Annotated in this window: 14 protein-coding genes; 10 read left to right on the plus strand and 4 right to left on the minus strand. The window is 66.0% G+C overall.

The annotated features are described in order from the left end of the window. Nucleotides 1-39: 39 nt before the first annotated feature. Complete coding sequence (gene tssB, locus ABFO07_RS26045) at nucleotides 40-552, minus strand: type VI secretion system contractile sheath small subunit (protein WP_059996718.1); 513 nt, start codon at nucleotides 550-552, stop codon at nucleotides 40-42. A gap of 586 nt (nucleotides 553-1,138) precedes the next feature. Here tssB and tssK point away from each other — a divergent pair. The 6 genes from tssK to tssE all read left to right on the plus strand — a co-directional run bounded on the left by tssK (nucleotide 1,139) and on the right by tssE (nucleotide 8,895). Next, the gene (tssK, locus tag ABFO07_RS26050; RefSeq protein ID WP_347468806.1) at nucleotides 1,139-2,491 is read left to right on the plus strand and encodes a type VI secretion system baseplate subunit TssK; all 1,353 of its coding nucleotides are present in this window, start codon (nucleotides 1,139-1,141) and stop codon (nucleotides 2,489-2,491) included. After that, nucleotides 2,488-3,243 carry a DotU family type IV/VI secretion system protein gene (locus ABFO07_RS26055; protein ID WP_059563264.1) on the plus strand — a complete coding sequence of 252 codons (756 nt, stop codon included), beginning with the start codon at nucleotides 2,488-2,490 and terminating at the stop codon, nucleotides 3,241-3,243. Before tssK ends, ABFO07_RS26055 begins: the two co-directional genes overlap by 4 nt. A gap of 8 nt (nucleotides 3,244-3,251) precedes the next feature. Next, nucleotides 3,252-5,018 carry an OmpA family protein gene (locus ABFO07_RS26060; protein ID WP_347468807.1) on the plus strand — a complete coding sequence of 589 codons (1,767 nt, stop codon included), beginning with the start codon at nucleotides 3,252-3,254 and terminating at the stop codon, nucleotides 5,016-5,018. 90 nt (nucleotides 5,019-5,108) lie between these two features. Then, nucleotides 5,109-5,594: an Hcp family type VI secretion system effector gene (locus ABFO07_RS26065; protein ID WP_006479553.1), complete on the plus strand. Its 486-nt coding sequence runs from the start codon at nucleotides 5,109-5,111 to the stop codon at nucleotides 5,592-5,594. Between the two features lie 140 nt (nucleotides 5,595-5,734). Continuing rightward, nucleotides 5,735-8,473, plus strand: coding sequence for a type VI secretion system ATPase TssH (gene tssH / locus ABFO07_RS26070; RefSeq protein WP_347468808.1), 2,739 nt, complete (start codon nucleotides 5,735-5,737; stop codon nucleotides 8,471-8,473). Then, entirely contained in the window at nucleotides 8,470-8,895 is a 426-nt protein-coding gene (tssE, locus tag ABFO07_RS26075; protein WP_059963069.1) for a type VI secretion system baseplate subunit TssE, read from the plus strand. The genes tssH and tssE overlap by 4 nt, the downstream gene beginning before the upstream one ends. 10 nt (nucleotides 8,896-8,905) lie before the next feature. Here the strand turns inward: tssE and ABFO07_RS26080 are convergent, their stop codons facing one another. Further along, on the minus strand, nucleotides 8,906-9,691 hold the full coding sequence (locus ABFO07_RS26080; RefSeq protein WP_347468810.1) for an NAD(P)H-dependent oxidoreductase: 786 nt from the start codon (nucleotides 9,689-9,691) through the stop codon (nucleotides 8,906-8,908). An 87-nt stretch (nucleotides 9,692-9,778) separates the two neighbouring features. Between ABFO07_RS26080 and ABFO07_RS26085 the strand changes: the two genes are divergently transcribed. Both ABFO07_RS26085 and ABFO07_RS26090 read left to right on the plus strand, forming a co-directional pair. Beyond that, nucleotides 9,779-10,672, plus strand: a complete 894-nt coding sequence (locus ABFO07_RS26085) for a LysR family transcriptional regulator (RefSeq protein ID WP_059909997.1) — start codon at nucleotides 9,779-9,781, stop codon at nucleotides 10,670-10,672. A gap of 165 nt (nucleotides 10,673-10,837) precedes the next feature. Beyond that, nucleotides 10,838-11,242 (plus strand): DUF2471 family protein, encoded by a 405-nt coding sequence (locus ABFO07_RS26090; RefSeq protein WP_059563270.1) that lies wholly within the window; start codon nucleotides 10,838-10,840, stop codon nucleotides 11,240-11,242. Nucleotides 11,243-11,291: 49 nt separating this feature from the next. On the opposite strand, the gene ABFO07_RS26095 is transcribed toward ABFO07_RS26090, so the two are convergent. Next, on the minus strand, nucleotides 11,292-13,325 hold the full coding sequence (locus ABFO07_RS26095) for an NADPH-dependent 2,4-dienoyl-CoA reductase (protein WP_060292017.1): 2,034 nt from the start codon (nucleotides 13,323-13,325) through the stop codon (nucleotides 11,292-11,294). Between the two features lie 77 nt (nucleotides 13,326-13,402). Here ABFO07_RS26095 and ABFO07_RS26100 point away from each other — a divergent pair, with 77 nt between their 5' ends. Continuing rightward, the gene (locus ABFO07_RS26100; RefSeq protein ID WP_059909991.1) at nucleotides 13,403-14,473 is read left to right on the plus strand and encodes an AraC family transcriptional regulator; all 1,071 of its coding nucleotides are present in this window, start codon (nucleotides 13,403-13,405) and stop codon (nucleotides 14,471-14,473) included. Between the two features lie 33 nt (nucleotides 14,474-14,506). Here the strand turns inward: ABFO07_RS26100 and ABFO07_RS26105 are convergent, their stop codons facing one another. Next, nucleotides 14,507-14,935 carry a MarR family winged helix-turn-helix transcriptional regulator gene (locus tag ABFO07_RS26105; RefSeq protein ID WP_059884420.1) on the minus strand — a complete coding sequence of 143 codons (429 nt, stop codon included), beginning with the start codon at nucleotides 14,933-14,935 and terminating at the stop codon, nucleotides 14,507-14,509. 140 nt (nucleotides 14,936-15,075) lie between these two features. Here ABFO07_RS26105 and ABFO07_RS26110 point away from each other — a divergent pair, with 140 nt between their 5' ends. After that, nucleotides 15,076-15,996, plus strand: coding sequence for a LysR family transcriptional regulator (locus ABFO07_RS26110; protein ID WP_059563274.1), 921 nt, complete (start codon nucleotides 15,076-15,078; stop codon nucleotides 15,994-15,996). Nucleotides 15,997-16,070: the final 74 nt, after the last annotated feature.

The following is a 16,070-nucleotide window of genomic DNA, read 5'->3' on the forward strand; positions in this document are numbered from 1 at the left end:
TTTCGGAATGCGGTGAAGGTGCGCTTGGCCCGGCTCCGCTCACGCATGCCCTTCCGGCTGAGTCGCCGCGGTGGCGATCTGCGACAACTCGCCGCGCAGCTTGTCGGACAGTCGCTTGTCCTTCAGCACCTTCTCGAACTCGCGGCGGAACGTGCCGTTGTCGAGCAGGTTCGATTTCAGGTCGCGCAGCAGGTTGCGCATCGCCAGCAGCGCCTGCAGCTCGGGAATCTGGCGGGCGACCTGCTCCGGTTCGAAGTCCTTGATCGAGCGGAACGACAGGTTGACGGGCAACTCGGAGCCGTCCGCCGCCAGTGTGTTGTCCGCTGCGATCTTCAGGTCCGGCGCATAGTCGGCAAGTACCGCGTCGAAGTTGTTCTTGTCGATATTGACCTTCTTCCGCTCGGCCAGCGGCGCTTGTTCGCGGCCGGCGCTGAAGTCGCCTGCGACGAGCAGCTTCAGGGGCAGCTCGACTTTCTTCTGCGCACCGCCGGTGTGCAGGTCCAACGTGATCGAAACCCGGCTCTTCGGGATCTCGCGCTGAAAGCTATCCAATTCGTTCTCCTTATCTACGGATGCTGCTTGAAGATGCCGCAATGCGCATCTACGGTCATGGACGCACTTTCGTCCGCTCAGCCCGTGTCAACCCCGGCACAGACATTTGCGAACGACTGAATCGGAAATTCGAAATCTTCATTCCAGATTCACGGGGCAGAAAAATACCACGCCGAATCCTGAACGGTAAACCACAAAGCACAAGAAACCAATTCAATTCGAACACAACCCGCAAAAATTCCACAAATATAAGACAAATCCTATTTAACTATTTTCACAATACCCAACTTTTTTCCAAAAAGTCATCCCGCACGTCAATCAACGGATCGAAGAAAGCACACAATCCGTTGATACACAAAGACATTTCCACCACAATTCGCAGCCGCACAATCTTGAAAAGGCCGATATTTTTGAGAAAACCATTGCCAGCAACTCAGCATCGAATATCTCAAAATCCCCACTCCCATTTATCCCAAAATAATCCCCCTCGAATTAACCACAATTCATCAATCTCGGTGTATACGAAACACGAAATCGGCGTATAGAATCAGCGCCTCATAATTTCCAAATTTCAATAGACCACACCATGCGGATCGAAAAACCGCTCTGGCATGAAGGGCTGATCCTGACGCAGCAGCATTTCCAGCAACAGGAACGCTGGGCCTCGTTCGCGTTGCGCCAGTTCGCGAATTCCGTCGTTTCGTCGCCGTGGGGAACGCTTGGCGTCGATATCGACGAAGAGGCGCTCGCGTCCGCGCGCCTGAAACTGACCCGGCTCCAATTGCGCCTGCCGGACGGCACGCCGATCGACACGACCGTCGCAGACGCGTTGCCGAACGCCCGCGATCTGACTCGGGGAATCCCGCCCGACGCGCAAAGCATCGAGGTGCTCGCGGCGCTGGCTCTGCCAGACGCGAATGGCGGCAACTGCCGCTTCGACGAGATCACGCTTGCCCGGCCAAAGCGCACGTATCGCGAATTCGTCAAGGTGGTCGATCTCAATGGCACCGGTGAGACCGAAATCGCGGCGGAACGTCATGCCGTGCGGCTGCTTTTCGATTTCGAACCGCATGACGACGATACGGTGTGCGCGATAGCGCGACTCACGCGCGCGACGAACGGTCAGTTCCAGATCGATCGCAGCTTCGTGCCGCCCTGCCTGACATTGTCCGGACATGCGCTTCACGTCGAGCGAATCAATCGTCTCGCCGATATCCTGGGTGCCAGGAGCGCCGCGCTCGGTGCGCGCCGCAGCGAGCGAATCGAACAGGTGGCCGAGTACGGCGTCGCGGATGTCCAGCTTTTCTGGCTTCTGCATTGCATTCACAACGCGTGGCCGCAGCTCCGCTACCTCGCGTCGCATCCGAGTCAGCCGACCGACCGCCTGTACGAGGTGCTGGCTCAACTCGCGGGTGCGCTGATGACGTTCTCGACAAACGCCCAGCTCACCGACATTCCACCCTATGACCACGCACGCGCCGACGACGTGTTCGCCCGGCTCGAATCGCTGATTCGTGGCCTGCTCGATGCCATCATTCCGTCGCGTGTCGTCTCGATCGGACTGACGCACACGAGCCCGACGACATGGTCGGGCCAGTTTCTCGACGCGCGCCTCGCCGAGGGCACGTCGGACTGGTATCTGTCCGTCAATGCCGCGCTGCCCGCATTCGAGCTCGTCGAGCAGTTTCCGCGCCTGTGCAAGATCGGCGCACCCGACGACGTCGAGCACATCGTCAATTCCGCGGTTGCGGGCATTCCGCTCAAGGCCGTTCAGCGTGTGCCGGGCGCTATCCCCGTGCGGCTCGACAACCACTATTTCGCGCTCGATCCGGCCGATGCCGCGCTCGCGAGAATGCTCGCCGCACGCGCCTGCCAGATCTACCTGCCCGCGTCGATCCCCGACGCGTCGATCGAACTCTATGCGGTGCTGCGCTCATGACACCCTTCTTTTCCAAGCGTCGTGAAGCGGCACTGCTCGATCAAGAACCGGGCGCCGGCCGCGCAACGGGCACGTCGATTCGCGCGGAGTTGCGCGACACGGCCCTGCTCGTCACGCAACTGTCAAACGCCGGTCAAGTCGAGAATATCGGCGAAACGCGCCAGCGCTGCCTCCAGCTCGTCGCGCAATTCTCTACACGGCTGGATGCGCTGGGCATCGCCCCGGACGTGCGCGACGATGCCGTGATCGCCCAGTGCGGCCTGATCGACGAGACGGTCTTGCGGTACCTGCCCCCCGCCGATCGCGCGCAGTGGGAACCGAGACCGCTGCAGGTCGAACGGTACGGCATTCACGACGCGGGCGACCGCGTATACGAGCGGATCGAATACCGGATGCGCGAACCCGCACCGAATGTCGAGCTGCTGGAATGCTACGCGGCCATCCTCGGCATCGGATTTCGCGGGCGCTATGCATCGCCGTCAGGCGTATCGTCAGCGTCGCATGACGGTGAAGCGAAACGCCAGGCATTGATTGCGGCGCTCGCCACGCTGATCGATCGGCTGCGGCCCGCTACGCCTCGGCCTTTCATGACCGATCGATCCACTACGCGATTGAGCGACCGGTTGAAGCGCCTCTCGCCATGGGCAATCGCGGGCCTCGCATGCGGAGCCGCCGCACTCGTATGGCTCGTCTGGCAGCAGATCCTCGATGCGCAACTGGCGCATCTCGTTCAGCAAGCAAAACGGCTGTGAGTTCCGATATGCATTCCCTGTCCGACTCAGCGCGACCGGAGTCGAAGGCAGCGCGTGCGACGCTGTCGGGCCTTGGCTATCCGCTGCGCGCCGTTCTGGCGCTGGCCGCCGCGCTTGCATTGGCTGTCACATGGGTGATCCTCCCCGTCGAGCGCGGCACGGCGTGGGGTTTGACTGCCGTCATCGTTGCCGCCGCATTGCTGGTTGGTTGGCGGCACACGCGCAGGCTGGCGCTCATACACGAGCAGCATGCGCATGTGCTCGCCCAGCTTGGCGCCGCAACGGTCGACCTCCCGGTCGGCCTCAGGACCACGATGCCGGTCGCACTGGTCGTCGGCGACGGCCTGGCGGAACTCTTCGATCGTGAGGAGACCATCACACGCTTCGTGCATGTCGGCGACGGCGCCATCTGGTTGCGGGTGGATCGCCCGCAAGACCTGCCGCGCCTCGCCGTCGCGATCCGCCAATGGCGCGATGGGCATCCGCCCGATTGCGTCGTGCTGTCGGTCGCTCCGGCGGCGCATGCGAACGACGACGCCTTGGCACAAGCGCTGCGCGTCATCCGTCAGGCGGCGGCCGACGCGTCGAAGGCGCTGGGGACGAGTTTGCCCGGCTACATCGCGATCTATCAACGGCTGACCGACGAGCCGGCGACGAACTACACATCGATCGGCATTACGACGGCTCAGTGGTACGGCACGTCAGCCGCGTCCCCCATCGTCGACGCGGGCCGTTTCGACGCCGCAATCGAGGCCGCCGATGCAGAAGTGGTCCACGCCGGTGGCGACCGCGCGACGGCCGCGCGTGCGGCCGGTCTAGCCGCAATCGTCGGCTGGACACGGCGCAACGTGTTCGACGTGCTTGCCGACCGGCGGCAACCGGCGTCGGCATGGCGCCTGTGCGGCGCGGGCTGGATCGACTGCGGCCCCGCAACCGGCCCCGGCAAGCCGTGGGAGCGCGATATCCGGGCGCGCGTCGCCATCGTGCCGCGCCCCCTTCCCGGTTCGACGGCGCCATGGCCGCTGCCCCAATCGCTGATCGAGGGTGCACCGCGTCGTGTCCGGATGTCTCCCCGGATCGCCGCCCTCGGGCACACGCTTGCGCTCGTCGCATGCGCAACGGCTGCCGCCACGTGGGGCGCGGCGAACAACAATGAAGCACTGATGGCACGCATCGGCGAACACCTCGTCCGTTACGACACGATTCCCGCGGCTCACGACGCAGCGAAGCGCGATGCGCTGCGCGCACTGGTCTCGGATCGCGATCAACTGGACCGCTACGCGCGTACCGGCGTGCCGCTCCGGCTGTCCTTCGGCATGTATCACGGCCAGCACCTGCTTTCACCGCTCAACGGAGTGATCGCATCCTATGAGCCGCCTGCGCCGCCACCGGCCGTCGTCACGCTGGACAGCATGTCGCTGTTCGACAGCGGCAACGCGGCGCTGAAGCCAGGCTCGACGCGGGCCATGGTCGGCGCACTCGAACTGATCAAGGCGCATCCGGGCAAACGGATTCTCGTCGCCGGGCATACCGACGTCGTCGGCAAGCCTGATCGCAACCTGACACTCTCGATCGATCGCGCGGCCGCCGTGCGCGACTGGCTCGTCGACGCATCCGGCATCCCGCCGACCCAGTTCGCGATCCAGGGCTACGGCGATACGCGCCCCGTCGCAGACGACGCAACACCCGATGGCCGCGCAAGGAACCGCCGCGTGGAAATCACGCTGGTGCCCGACGCATCGGCGGAAACGCGTTCGGAAGATCCTGCGAGGTAACAGCGTAGTTTGGTCCCGGGGCGACAGCCTCGGGTTTGGCAATACCGGAATGCGGTTCCGGCGATTCGTAGTACGAAGAAGGAGAAAAAAATGGCAATTCCGGCCTATATGTGGCTCAAGGACGACGGCGGCGCGGACATCAAGGGTTCGGTGACCGTTCAGGATCGTGAAGGCAGCGTGGAGCTCGTCGCTTTCGATCACGGCGTCCACATCCCGACGGACGGCAACACGGGCAAACTGACCGGCACGCGCGTCCACAAGCCGATTACGCTGACGAAGGAGACGGACGCATCGACGCCGTACCTGTACAAGGCGGTGACGAGCGGCCAGACGCTCAAGTCGGTCGAAATCAAGTGGTACAAGATCGACGACGCCGGCAAGGAAAAAGAGTACTTCAACACGAAGCTCGACAACGTGAAGATCGTGGCCGTGAAGCCGAAGATGCTCGACATCAAGAACCCCGACTACGAGAAGCACAACCATCTCGAGGACGTCGAACTGCGCTACGAGACGATCACGTGGTCGTACAAGGACGGCAACATCATCCACAAGGACACGTGGAACGAGCGTTCCTGATGCCCTGACCGGCAGGCGGAATCCGGTCGCCTTCGCGCGGCCGGCTTCCGCTTCGCCGGCCGACACGCGCGGCTCGGCCCTGCGCTTCAACCACGCGCCGCCGGACGCCCGCATTTCCCCTTCTTTTTTCCGCTACTGTCATGACGCTGCGCGACGACCGAACGCCGTCCCTCCGGGACGCCACTCACCTCCTTCGCCGACTCAATGCGCATTGCACGCGTGCGCTCGAAGCCGCCGCGAGCCTCTGCCAGACTCGGCTTGCGGACGAAATCGCGGTCGAGCACTGGGTGCTGAAGCTGATCGAGGCCGACGACGGCGACATTCCCGCGCTCTTGCGTCACTATGAGCTGGATATCGACGGCGTGTGGGATGCACTGATGCAGGTGATCGACCGCATGCCGCGCACGCTGCGCGGCATGCCGGCGCTGTCGCGGCAACTGGCCACCGTCATCGAGGACGCGTGGGCATACGCATCGTCCGACGATCCGGACGGCATGATCCGCTCCGGCCATCTGCTGCAGGCCATCGTCGATGCGCCTCATGTGTTGCGCACGCGGCGCGCCTGGCCGCTGCTGTCGGTCTCGAGCGCACAGATCCGGCGCGTGCTGCCGCGGCTGGGCCGGCGGTCGTGCGAAAACGAGACCGAGGACATCGCGCCGGAGCAGAGCAGCGAATCGGCTACTAATTCGGCTGACTCCGCACCGGCGCCCGGCGCCGCCGTTACGTCGCCGGCAACGCGCGTCTCTGCCCGCACTGCCGACGGAGAAGCACTCGCGCGTTTCGCGCTCGACCTGACGGACAAGGCCCGGCGAGGCGAGATCGATCCCGTCTTTGGCCGCGACCGGGAAATCCGGCAGATGGTCGACGTCCTGGCGCGCCGCCGCAAGAACAATCCGATCCTCGTCGGCGAGCCGGGTGTCGGCAAGACGGCGCTCGTCGAGGGGCTGGCGTTGCGCGTGATCGAAGGCAGTGTCCCGGCAACGATTCGCGACACACGCATCCTGACGCTGGATCTCGGCTTGTTGCAGGCCGGCGCGGGCGTCAAGGGCGAGTTCGAGCAACGGCTCAAGAACGTGATCGACGAGGTGCGCTCATCCGCGACGCCGATCCTGCTGTTCATCGACGAGGCACATACGCTGATCGGCGCAGGCAACGCGGCCGGCGGCGCCGACGCGGCAAACCTCCTCAAGCCGGCGCTCGCGCGGGGCGAACTGCGTACGATCGCGGCGACGACCTGGGCCGAGTACAAGGAATATTTCGAACGGGACGCCGCCCTCGAACGGCGCTTCCAGCTGATCAAGGTCGACGAGCCGGACGACGATACGGCGTGCCTGATGTTGCGCGGGCTCGCGAGCCGCTATGCGCGGTATCACGACGTGCACATCCGCGACGAAGCGATCATCGCGGCCGTCAGGCTGTCGCGCCGCTACATTCCCGCCCGGCAATTGCCCGACAAGGCCGTCGACCTGATCGATACGGCCGCGGCGCGCGTGCGGATGGCGGTCGACGTGCCGCCGCCGGAACTGCAACAGGTCCGCGCGACGCTGGCGGAGCTCGAACTGGAACGTGCCGCACTCGATGCGGACATCCGCGCCGGGATCGCCGATGTCACCGAACGGCGTACCTCGATCGATGCCGAGCACGATCACGCGTGCAGCAACCATGATGCCCTGCTCGGCCAGTACCTGCGCGAACGCGAGTTGATCGGCGCGTTGCGCGACATCCGCCGTGCAGATGACACTGCTGCGACCGACCTGGCATCGATTTCCGCGACCCTGGACGCACTATCGTCGATTCAAGGCAAAGCGCCGATGATCTTCCCCGACGTTGACGCACAGGCTATCGCGCACGTCGTCGCCGAATGGACCGGCGTGCCGGTCGGCAACCTCGTCGAAGACGAACTGAGAAGGCTGCTCGCGCTCGAAGCGGCACTGGCGGCGCGGGTGGTCGCGCAGGACGACGCGATCGCCGCGCTGGCGGAGAGCCTGCGCACGGCGAAAGCCGGCCTGAAAAGCGAACACGCGCCGCTCGGTGTGTTTCTGCTTGCCGGCCCGTCCGGGGTCGGCAAGACCGAGACCGCGCTCGCGCTGGCCGACCTGCTGTTCGGCGGCGAAGCCGCGCTGACGACGATCAACATGTCCGAGTACCAGGAAGCCCATACCGTCTCGCAACTCAAGGGCTCGCCGCCTGGTTACGTCGGCTACGGTCACGGGGGCATCCTGACTGAAGCCGTACGTCAGCGCCCGTACAGCGTGATCCTGCTCGACGAAGTCGAAAAGGCGCATCGCGACGTGCTCGACCTGTTCTATCAGGTGTTCGATCGCGGCATGATGCGCGACGGCGAAGGACGCGAAATCGATTTCCGCAACTGCGTGATCGTGATGACGTCCAACCTCGGCAGCGCGCAGATCGACGACGCGACTGCGGACGATCCCGCGATCATGCAAGCTGCACTGCGTGAAGCCATTCATCCGCAACTGGTCGAGCATTTCCAGCCCGCGCTGCTCGCGCGCTTCCAGACGCTGGTTTATCGGCCGCTCGATGCGGCGGCGCTTGCATCGATTGTCCGTATCAAGCTTGCCAAGGTCGCCGAGCGCCTGCATCGGCAACACGCCGTAACGCTGAACTGTGCGGACGACCTGATCGATTCGATCGCGCAGCACTGCGTTTCTCGCGATTCGGGTGCGCGCAGCGTCGATGCGTTCCTGAATCAGCGCGTGCTGCCGGCCGTTTCACGTGAGCTGCTCGTACAAATGGCATCCGGCATCACGCCTCAGCAAATCGGCCTGTCCGCAAACGCGGACGGCACGATGACGATTGATTTCGTCGATGCGCCAGTGGCTGCCGCAGCGGGTATCGGATCGCGGAGCGGCGAATGACCGCCGGCCCCTCCCTCTACGACATGCTGCTCGGCCAGATCGGCGGCGAGCCGATCGACGCCCACGACGACAGAACGCTCGAATGCCTGAGCGTCCAGCAGAACGTGCGACGCATCCTGAATACGCGCGCAGGCGCGCTCAAGCATCTGCCCGACTACGGTCTTCCCGATCTCACCAACATCTACAAGGCGCTCCCGGCGTCGGCGCACGTCCTCAAGCAGCAGATGGAAGCGACACTCCTGAAATACGAGCCTCGCATCCGGGCGATCGACGTCGAGATCACCGACAACCACGACCCGGGAATACTGGTCAGCTTCGAAATGACCTGCCACCTGAAAAACGCGGGCCTCGTCCGGTTCGGCACGTACTTCGAGCCGCCCGGACGCCTGCGAGTCGAACGGCGCATCCGCAGCCGTCATTGATCGGGCCTCGTCAGCCCGCCTCCACCACATGCGCCGCGAACCCTGCCTGTTCCGGCGCAATCTCCGCCTTCAACGTCAACGCCGGAATCTCGTAATCGCCCGCATTCTGCCGCCGGAACGGAATCGGCTGCGTTTCCCACAGGCTATCGAGACGCTCGCCGAGCGCATCGCGCGTTTCCTCGAAGCGCGCTTCGCTCATCTTCCCCGCCCGGTAGATCACGAACGGCGGCAGCACATCGAAACCCGGATAAAACAGCACCCCATGCTGGATCGGAAACAACACGTCGTCGATCGCCCCGTTGATGCCGCGCGGGCTGTAGTGCGATTCCCACCCGCCGGTCGTGACGAGCACCATCGCGCGCTTGCCCGCGAGCATGCCTTCGCCGTACCGGTCGCCCCAGTGCGTATCCGAGTGTTCGCCCACGCCATACGCGAAGCCATACGCATACACACGCTCGACCCAGCCCTTCATGATCGCCGGCATCGTGAACCACCACAGCGGAAACTGCAGGATCACCGCGTCGGCCCACTGCAGCTTCGCCTGTTCGCGCGCGATGTCGTCGCGCTGCGTGCCCTGCTCGAACGCGCGCTTCGAATCGAGCGACGGATCGAAACGCGCACCCGGCTGATGGTCCGTCACATCGTTCGCATCCAGCGCCACCTTCCAGTTCATCGCATACAGGTCGGACACCTGCACGGCATGGCCGGCGGCCTCGAGGCGCTGCACGGCGAAATCCCGCAGCGCACCGTTCAGCGACCGCGGTTCGGGATGGGCATAGACGATAAGAACATTCATGACAGGGCACTCCGTTACGTGAATGCAAGCAGGATGCCGCGCCCGAAGGTATATTGGAAATGAATTTCTGATATTCCAGGTATAGCCATGAATAATCTCAGACGACTGGACCTGAACCTGCTCGTCACGCTCGACGTGCTGCTGTCCGAGCACAACGTCACGCGCGCCGCCGAGAAGCTGAACATGTCGCAGCCGTCCGTCAGCGTGCAGTTGCAGAAGCTGCGGGACGTGTTCGGCGATCCGCTGCTGCTGCCCGGGCCGCGCGGCATGCGGCCGACCGCGCGCGCCGAGGCGCTGCGCGAGCCGCTGCGGGAAGCGCTCGAAGCGGTCGAGCGCGCGGTGCTGCCGGCGACGCCGTTCGATCCGGGCACCGCCACCCATTCGTGGCGCCTCGCCGCGACCGACTATGCCGAGTCGACGATCGTGCTGCCGACCTTGAACACGCTGCGCGCCACAGCGCCCGGCACGCGGCTCGCGGTGGTCGAACTCGCGCCGCCGCGCATCGTGAAGCAGGCCGAGCTCGGCGAGATCGATCTCGCGTTCCACACGACCGACTGTTCGCCGGACGGCATGCGCCGCCGCGCGCTGTTCACGGAGCGCTACGTGCTCGTCGGCCGAGCCGGCCATCCGAAGCTGAAACGGCGCCCGACGCTCGCGCAGTTCTGCGCGCTGGAATACGTGATCGTGTCGCCGGAAGGCGGCGGATTCTTTGCAGTGACGGACGACGCGCTCGCGAAACTCGGGCTCACGCGGCGGGTCGCGCTTTCCGTCCCGCACTTCCTGTTCGCGATCTCGGCCGTCGCGCACACCGATCTCGTCGCGATGCTGCCGGAGCGCCTCGTGCGCGACGCGCCCACGCTGCGGATCGTCGAAGCCCCCGTCGAGGTGCCCGGCTACGAGATGTCGATGCTCTGGCACGAACGCTCGCATCGCGACCCGGCGCACCGCTGGTTGCGCGACACGATCGCCGCGTCGGTGTGAGCGGCGCGCGGCCGGCCGCCGCGACGCACATAAAAATTTCCGCTCGGCACGCATCCGGGGCTTGAAACCGCCCGAATCACTGTATATATTTACAGTGCTTTTGTGCAATTTGACCCGATTTCCGTCACCCGATGACGGACGGATTTTTGTGAGGCGACCACGACCATGTTCCAGTCATCCGCATTCGATCCCGAGCAGCCTGGTTTCAACCCCGTCCATTTCGAGCGCGCCGCGCAGCGGGCGGTCGTCGACCTGCAGCGCGTCGTCGGCGGGCCGGCGCAACGCGCGCTCGGCCTGCGCCGGCGCACGCACCCGGCCGCGGTGCGCACGCTGAGCTGGCAGGCGCTGCTCGACGTCGAGGAACTGGCGTTCTCGAATGCCGGATTCCTGAACCGGAACGACCCGACCGTGATCGATGCGTTCATCCGGCTGCGCGACAGCCGCCTGCTGGCGGCGGACGTCGACGAGCCGGTCGACTGGCGGCGCGACGACGACGACCTGCCGGCCGTGTATCTGATCGTGCGGGCGATGCTGGAAGCGGAAGCGGCGGAGCAGGCCGAAGCCGCGTGAGCGGCGCCGGGGGCGGTGGCGTCGCCATGCCTGCGTCACGCGGCTCGCGTCACAGCCGCGCCGCGAGGCGCGCCCCCTGGTCGATCGCGCGCTTCGCGTCGAGTTCGGCCGCGAGTTCCGCGCCGCCGATCAGGTGTACCGTCCGCCCCGCCGCCTGCAGCGGCTCGACCAGCGCGCGCTGCGGCTCCTGGCCGGCGCACAGCACGATCGTGTCGACCTCGATCAGCGCCGGATCGGCACGCTTCTCGCCGTACGACACGTGCAGCCCGCGCGCGTCGATCCGCTCGTAGTTCACGCCGCCGATCATCGTCACCTGCTTCATCTTCAGCGTCGCGCGGTGAATCCAGCCGGTGGTCTTGCCAAGCCCCTTGCCGAGCGGCGCGGCCTTGCGCTGCAGCAGCGTCACCTCGCGGGCCGGGGGCGTCGCCTGCGCGCGCGTCACGCCGCCGCGCGTCGCGGCCGGGTCGGTCACGCCCCATTCGGCTTTCCATTCGTCGAGATCGAGCGCAGGCGACACGCCGTCCTGCACCAGGAACTCCGCGACGTCGAAGCCGATCCCGCCCGCGCCGATCACCGCAACCCGCTTGCCCACCAGCCGGTTGCCGGCCAGCACGTCGATGTAGCTGAGCACGTTCGGCCCGTCCTGCCCCGGAATCTTCGGGTCGCGCGGCGACACGCCGGTTGCGAGCACGATCTCGTCGTAGCCGCCCGCGATCAGGTCGCTCGCGTCGACGCGCCGGTTCAGGTGCAGCGACACGCCCGTCAATTCGATCTGGCGGCGGAAATACCGCAGCGCTTCGTGGAATTCCTCCTTGCCCGGAATCCGCTTCGCCATGTTGAACTGCCCGCCGATGTCGGCCGCCGCGTCGAACAGGTCGACCCGATGGCCGCGCTGCGCGAGCACCGTCGAGCACGCGAGCCCGGCCGGCCCCGCGCCGACCACCGCGATGCGTTTCGCCTTCGGCGCGGCCACGTACTTCAGCTCGGTTTCGTGGCACGCACGCGGGTTCAACAGGCACGACGCGATCCGGTTCTTGAACGCATGGTCGAGACATGCCTGGTTGCAGCCGATGCAGGTATTGATCTCGTCCGCGCGGCCCTGCGCGGCCTTGATCACGAACTCGGCATCGGCCAGCAGCGGGCGCGCCATCGACACCATGTCGGCGCAGCCGTCCGCGAGGATCTGCTCGGCCACCTCCGGCCGATTGATCCGGTTGGTCGTCACGAGCGGAATGCCGACCTCGCCCTTCATCTTCTTCGTCACCCACGCGAACGCGCCGCGCGGCACCGATGTCGCGATCGTCGGCACGCGCGCCTCGTGCCAGCCGATCCCGGTGTTGATGATGGTCGCGCCCGCGCGCTCGACGGCCTTCGCAAGCTGCACGACCTCGTTCCAGTCGCTGCCGTCCGGGATCAGGTCGAGCATCGACAGCCGGTAGATCAGGATGAAGTCGCGGCCCACCGCCTCGCGCGTGCGCTCGATGATCTCGATCGGCAGGCGGATGCGGTTCTCGTACGCGCCGCCCCATTGGTCGGTGCGCTTGTTGGTGTGCAGCGAGATGAACTGGTTGATCAGGTAGCCCTCGGAACCCATGATCTCGACGCCGTCGTAGCCCGCGTCTCGCGCGAGCTGCGCGCAGCGGACGAACGCGCGGATCTGCCGCTCGACGCCGCGTGCGCTCAGCTCATGGGGCGTGAACGGCGAGATCGGCGACTTGATCTTCGACGGCGCGACCGCGAACGGGTGATAGCCGTAGCGGCCCGTATGCAGGATCTGCAGCGCGATCTTGCCGTCCTCGGCGTGCACGGCGTCGGTGATCACGCGGTGCCGGCGCGCGGCCGCCGATGTCATCAGCGTGCCGCCGAACGGCTTGGTCCAGCCGGCCACGTTCGGCGCGAAGCCGCCCGTCACCATCAGGCCGACGCCGCCGCGCGCGCGTTCGGCGAAATAGTCGGCGAGCCGCGGCAGCGTCTTGCGGCTGTCCTCGAGGCCCGTGTGCATCGAGCCCATCAGCACGCGGTTCTTCAGTGTCGTGAAACCGAGGTCGAGCGGGGCAAGCAGGTGGGGAAACGGGGTCGTCATGATGGCGTGGCCGGAAAAGCGGTGAGCGTCATCGTAGGACGCGCACCACGTTGAACGTGAGGGGGCAAACAGCCATAATGCTTGTCATTTCCGGCCAAAAACACATGACCTCCCCACTCGCCAAGGACCGCCTCGGGCTGCGCCGGCCGACGATTCCGGTCGCCTATCCGCGCCTGCTGCTGCAGGTGCTCGGCGCACGCGGCGTCGACCTCGCCGCGGTGCGCGCGGGCACCGGCCTGCGCGACGCGGTGCTGGCCGAGCCGGACGCGCGCGTCGCGCCGTCGCAATGGGGGCGGCTCGTGCTCAATGCGATCGAGATCGGCGGCGACGAAGGCATCGGCCTCGCGTTCGGGCTCCAGCTCAAGCCGACCATGCACGGCTTTCTGGGTTACGCGACGCTGACCGCGCGGGACATCCGCGAATCGCTGCAGGTGACGATCCGCTACTTCCGGATGCGCAACCGTCAATATCGTCTGACCTATGCCGAGGACGAAAACGGCGCGACGCTCGAACTGCACGGCGTGCAGGCGAGCCCCGTGCTGCAGCATCACGTGATGTTCGAATTCGTGCTGACCGGGCTCGCGCAGAACATCGCGCAGTTGTCGGGGCGCGCCGCGCCGGACATCGCGCTGCGGTTCGCGTGGCCGGAGCCCGCCTACTTCGCCGGCTACCGCGCGCAGTTGCCGCCCGTGCGCTTCGGCTGCGCGGCCAACGCGCTGTGGATCGCGCGCGACGTGCTCGACTGGCCGCTGCCGCTCGCCGACGAAGTCGCGCACCGGCAGGCGCTCGTGCAGGTCGAGCGCGAATATGCGCAGGTCAGGCAGGAGGAAGGCGATCTGGTCGAGCGGGTGCGGGCGGAACTCGCGCGCGCGGCGGGCGGCTATCCGGGGCCGGAGATGCTCGCGCAGCAGTTGCTCGTGTCGACGCGCACACTGAGGCGGCGGCTCGAGGAAGCCGGCGCCAGCTACCGGCAACTGCTGGACGAAGCGCGTTACCGGGATGCAAAGCAGCTGCTCGCGGCGTCGGATCTCGACCTGAAGACGATCGCCGAGCGCCTGCAGTTCACCGATCCGGCAAACTTCACGCGCGCGTTCCGGCGCTGGGCCGGACAGACGCCGAGCGCGTATCGCGAGGCGGCCGCCGCGTAGCGGAATCGGTAAGCGCCGGCCTGCCCCGCCGCACTACCGCTTTCCCGTCATGCTGAACAGCTCGTCGCGCAGCGCCTTCGCGCGCCCTTCGCCGAATTGCGCCTCGAACTCGTCCTGCGCGGCCTTCCATGCGCGCTTCGCGTGGCCGAACGTGCGCACGCCCTGCTTCGTCAGGTTCAGCACATGCGCGCGCGCGTCCTGCTCGGAGACACCCGCTGCGACGAGCCCGTCGCGCTGCAGCGGCTTCAGCCCGCGCAGCAGCGTCGTGCGGTCCATCACCAGCATGTCGGCGAGCTCGCTCATCAGCACGTCGGGCTTGAGCGACAGGATCGCCAGGATCGAGAACTGCGCCGACGTGAGGCCGACCGGGCCCAGATGTCGCTCGTAGATTTGCGTGACGTAGCGCGTCGCCTGACGCAGCGCGAGACAGTTGCACGCACCGGCAATTTGAATGTCGTCCATGCTCGGCAATTTATAAGTGCATATGCATAAAGTCAAAGTATACTCCGCCGTATCGGCCGGCGGCGGCCTGGCTGAGCCGCAAGAATCCGGGGCCGGACCACGGCGACGCGGCCCCGCGTTCGAACCCGAGGACACGCAACATGGACTACATCGACAAGCTGCGGATTTTCCGGTCGGTGGTGGAACAGCGCAGCTTCACCCGCGCCGCCGACATCCACGGTCTCGCGCGGCCCGTCGTGTCACGTGCGGTCGCCGAGCTGGAAGCGCGCTTCGGCAGCCGCCTGCTGCACCGGACCACGCGGCAGGTGTCGCTGACCGAGACGGCCGAGCGCATCTACGAGCGCTGCGCGGCCGTGCTCGACGAACTCGACGCGCTGGAAGCGGAAGCCGCCACGCACACGCGCGAGCCGGACGGCCTGCTACGGCTCGTCGCGCACACGACCGCCACGCTGAACCGCCTCGTGCCGCTGATCGCCGGCTTCAAGGCCGCGTATCCGAAGGTGCGCCTCGACGTCACGCTGACCGAGCGCCCCGTCGACCTGGTCGGCGAAGGCTACGACATCGGCATCGTCGTGCCCTACATGCTGACGAGCGAGACGACCGTCGTGCGGCTGATCGAACGGATTCCGGTCGTGATCGTCGCAACGCCGGAATATCTCGTCACCCACCCGCGCCCGACCACGCCGGCCGACCTCGCCGATCACCTGTTCGTGTCGTTGTCGCCGTCGCTGCGGCGCACGGCGCTGGTGTTCCGCGTCGACGGCGATACGCTGAGCGTGCCGTACCGGTTCGACGTGTCGTCCAACAGCCCAGTGTTCAACCGCGAGATGGTGCTGCGCCACTTCGGCATCGGCGCGGTGCCGCGCGGGATCGTCGAGAAGGAGCTCGCGTCGGGCGCGCTCGTGCAGTTGCTCGCGGACGCCGATCTCGTCGACGCATTCGTCGACATCAAGCTCGCCTATGCGAACCGCGCGCTGCTGCCGGCGAAGGTGAAGGCGTTCATCGACTACACGGCGGCCTACGGCAAGACGCCGGAGCCCGTCGCGCAAACGGCCGGCTGACAGCCGACCGATTGGTACAACCACAACACCAATCTGATCCCGCCCCGCACATCGATTCACACCGCCTCACTCAC

Source organism: Burkholderia stagnalis (assembly GCF_039848545.1).
Taxonomy (GTDB): Bacteria; Pseudomonadota; Gammaproteobacteria; order Burkholderiales; family Burkholderiaceae; genus Burkholderia; species Burkholderia stagnalis.

What these genes read in the sequence shown, in the direction of transcription:
- ABFO07_RS26080 (WP_347468810.1), bottom strand. Translation starts at nt 9,691, where the DNA reads ATGAATGTTCTTATCGTCTATGCCCATCCCGAACCGCGGTCGCTGAAC.
- ABFO07_RS26060 (WP_347468807.1), top strand. Translation starts at nt 3,252, where the DNA reads ATGCATTCCCTGTCCGACTCAGCGCGACCGGAGTCGAAGGCAGCGCGT.
- ABFO07_RS26055 (WP_059563264.1), top strand. Translation starts at nt 2,488, where the DNA reads ATGACACCCTTCTTTTCCAAGCGTCGTGAAGCGGCACTGCTCGATCAA.
- ABFO07_RS26110 (WP_059563274.1), top strand. Translation starts at nt 15,076, where the DNA reads ATGGACTACATCGACAAGCTGCGGATTTTCCGGTCGGTGGTGGAACAG.
- tssE (WP_059963069.1), top strand. Translation starts at nt 8,470, where the DNA reads ATGACCGCCGGCCCCTCCCTCTACGACATGCTGCTCGGCCAGATCGGC.
- ABFO07_RS26085 (WP_059909997.1), top strand. Translation starts at nt 9,779, where the DNA reads ATGAATAATCTCAGACGACTGGACCTGAACCTGCTCGTCACGCTCGAC.
- ABFO07_RS26100 (WP_059909991.1), top strand. Translation starts at nt 13,403, where the DNA reads ATGCTTGTCATTTCCGGCCAAAAACACATGACCTCCCCACTCGCCAAG.
- tssK (WP_347468806.1), top strand. Translation starts at nt 1,139, where the DNA reads ATGCGGATCGAAAAACCGCTCTGGCATGAAGGGCTGATCCTGACGCAG.
- ABFO07_RS26090 (WP_059563270.1), top strand. Translation starts at nt 10,838, where the DNA reads ATGTTCCAGTCATCCGCATTCGATCCCGAGCAGCCTGGTTTCAACCCC.
- ABFO07_RS26065 (WP_006479553.1), top strand. Translation starts at nt 5,109, where the DNA reads ATGGCAATTCCGGCCTATATGTGGCTCAAGGACGACGGCGGCGCGGAC.
- ABFO07_RS26105 (WP_059884420.1), bottom strand. Translation starts at nt 14,935, where the DNA reads ATGGACGACATTCAAATTGCCGGTGCGTGCAACTGTCTCGCGCTGCGT.
- tssH (WP_347468808.1), top strand. Translation starts at nt 5,735, where the DNA reads ATGACGCTGCGCGACGACCGAACGCCGTCCCTCCGGGACGCCACTCAC.
- ABFO07_RS26095 (WP_060292017.1), bottom strand. Translation starts at nt 13,325, where the DNA reads ATGACGACCCCGTTTCCCCACCTGCTTGCCCCGCTCGACCTCGGTTTC.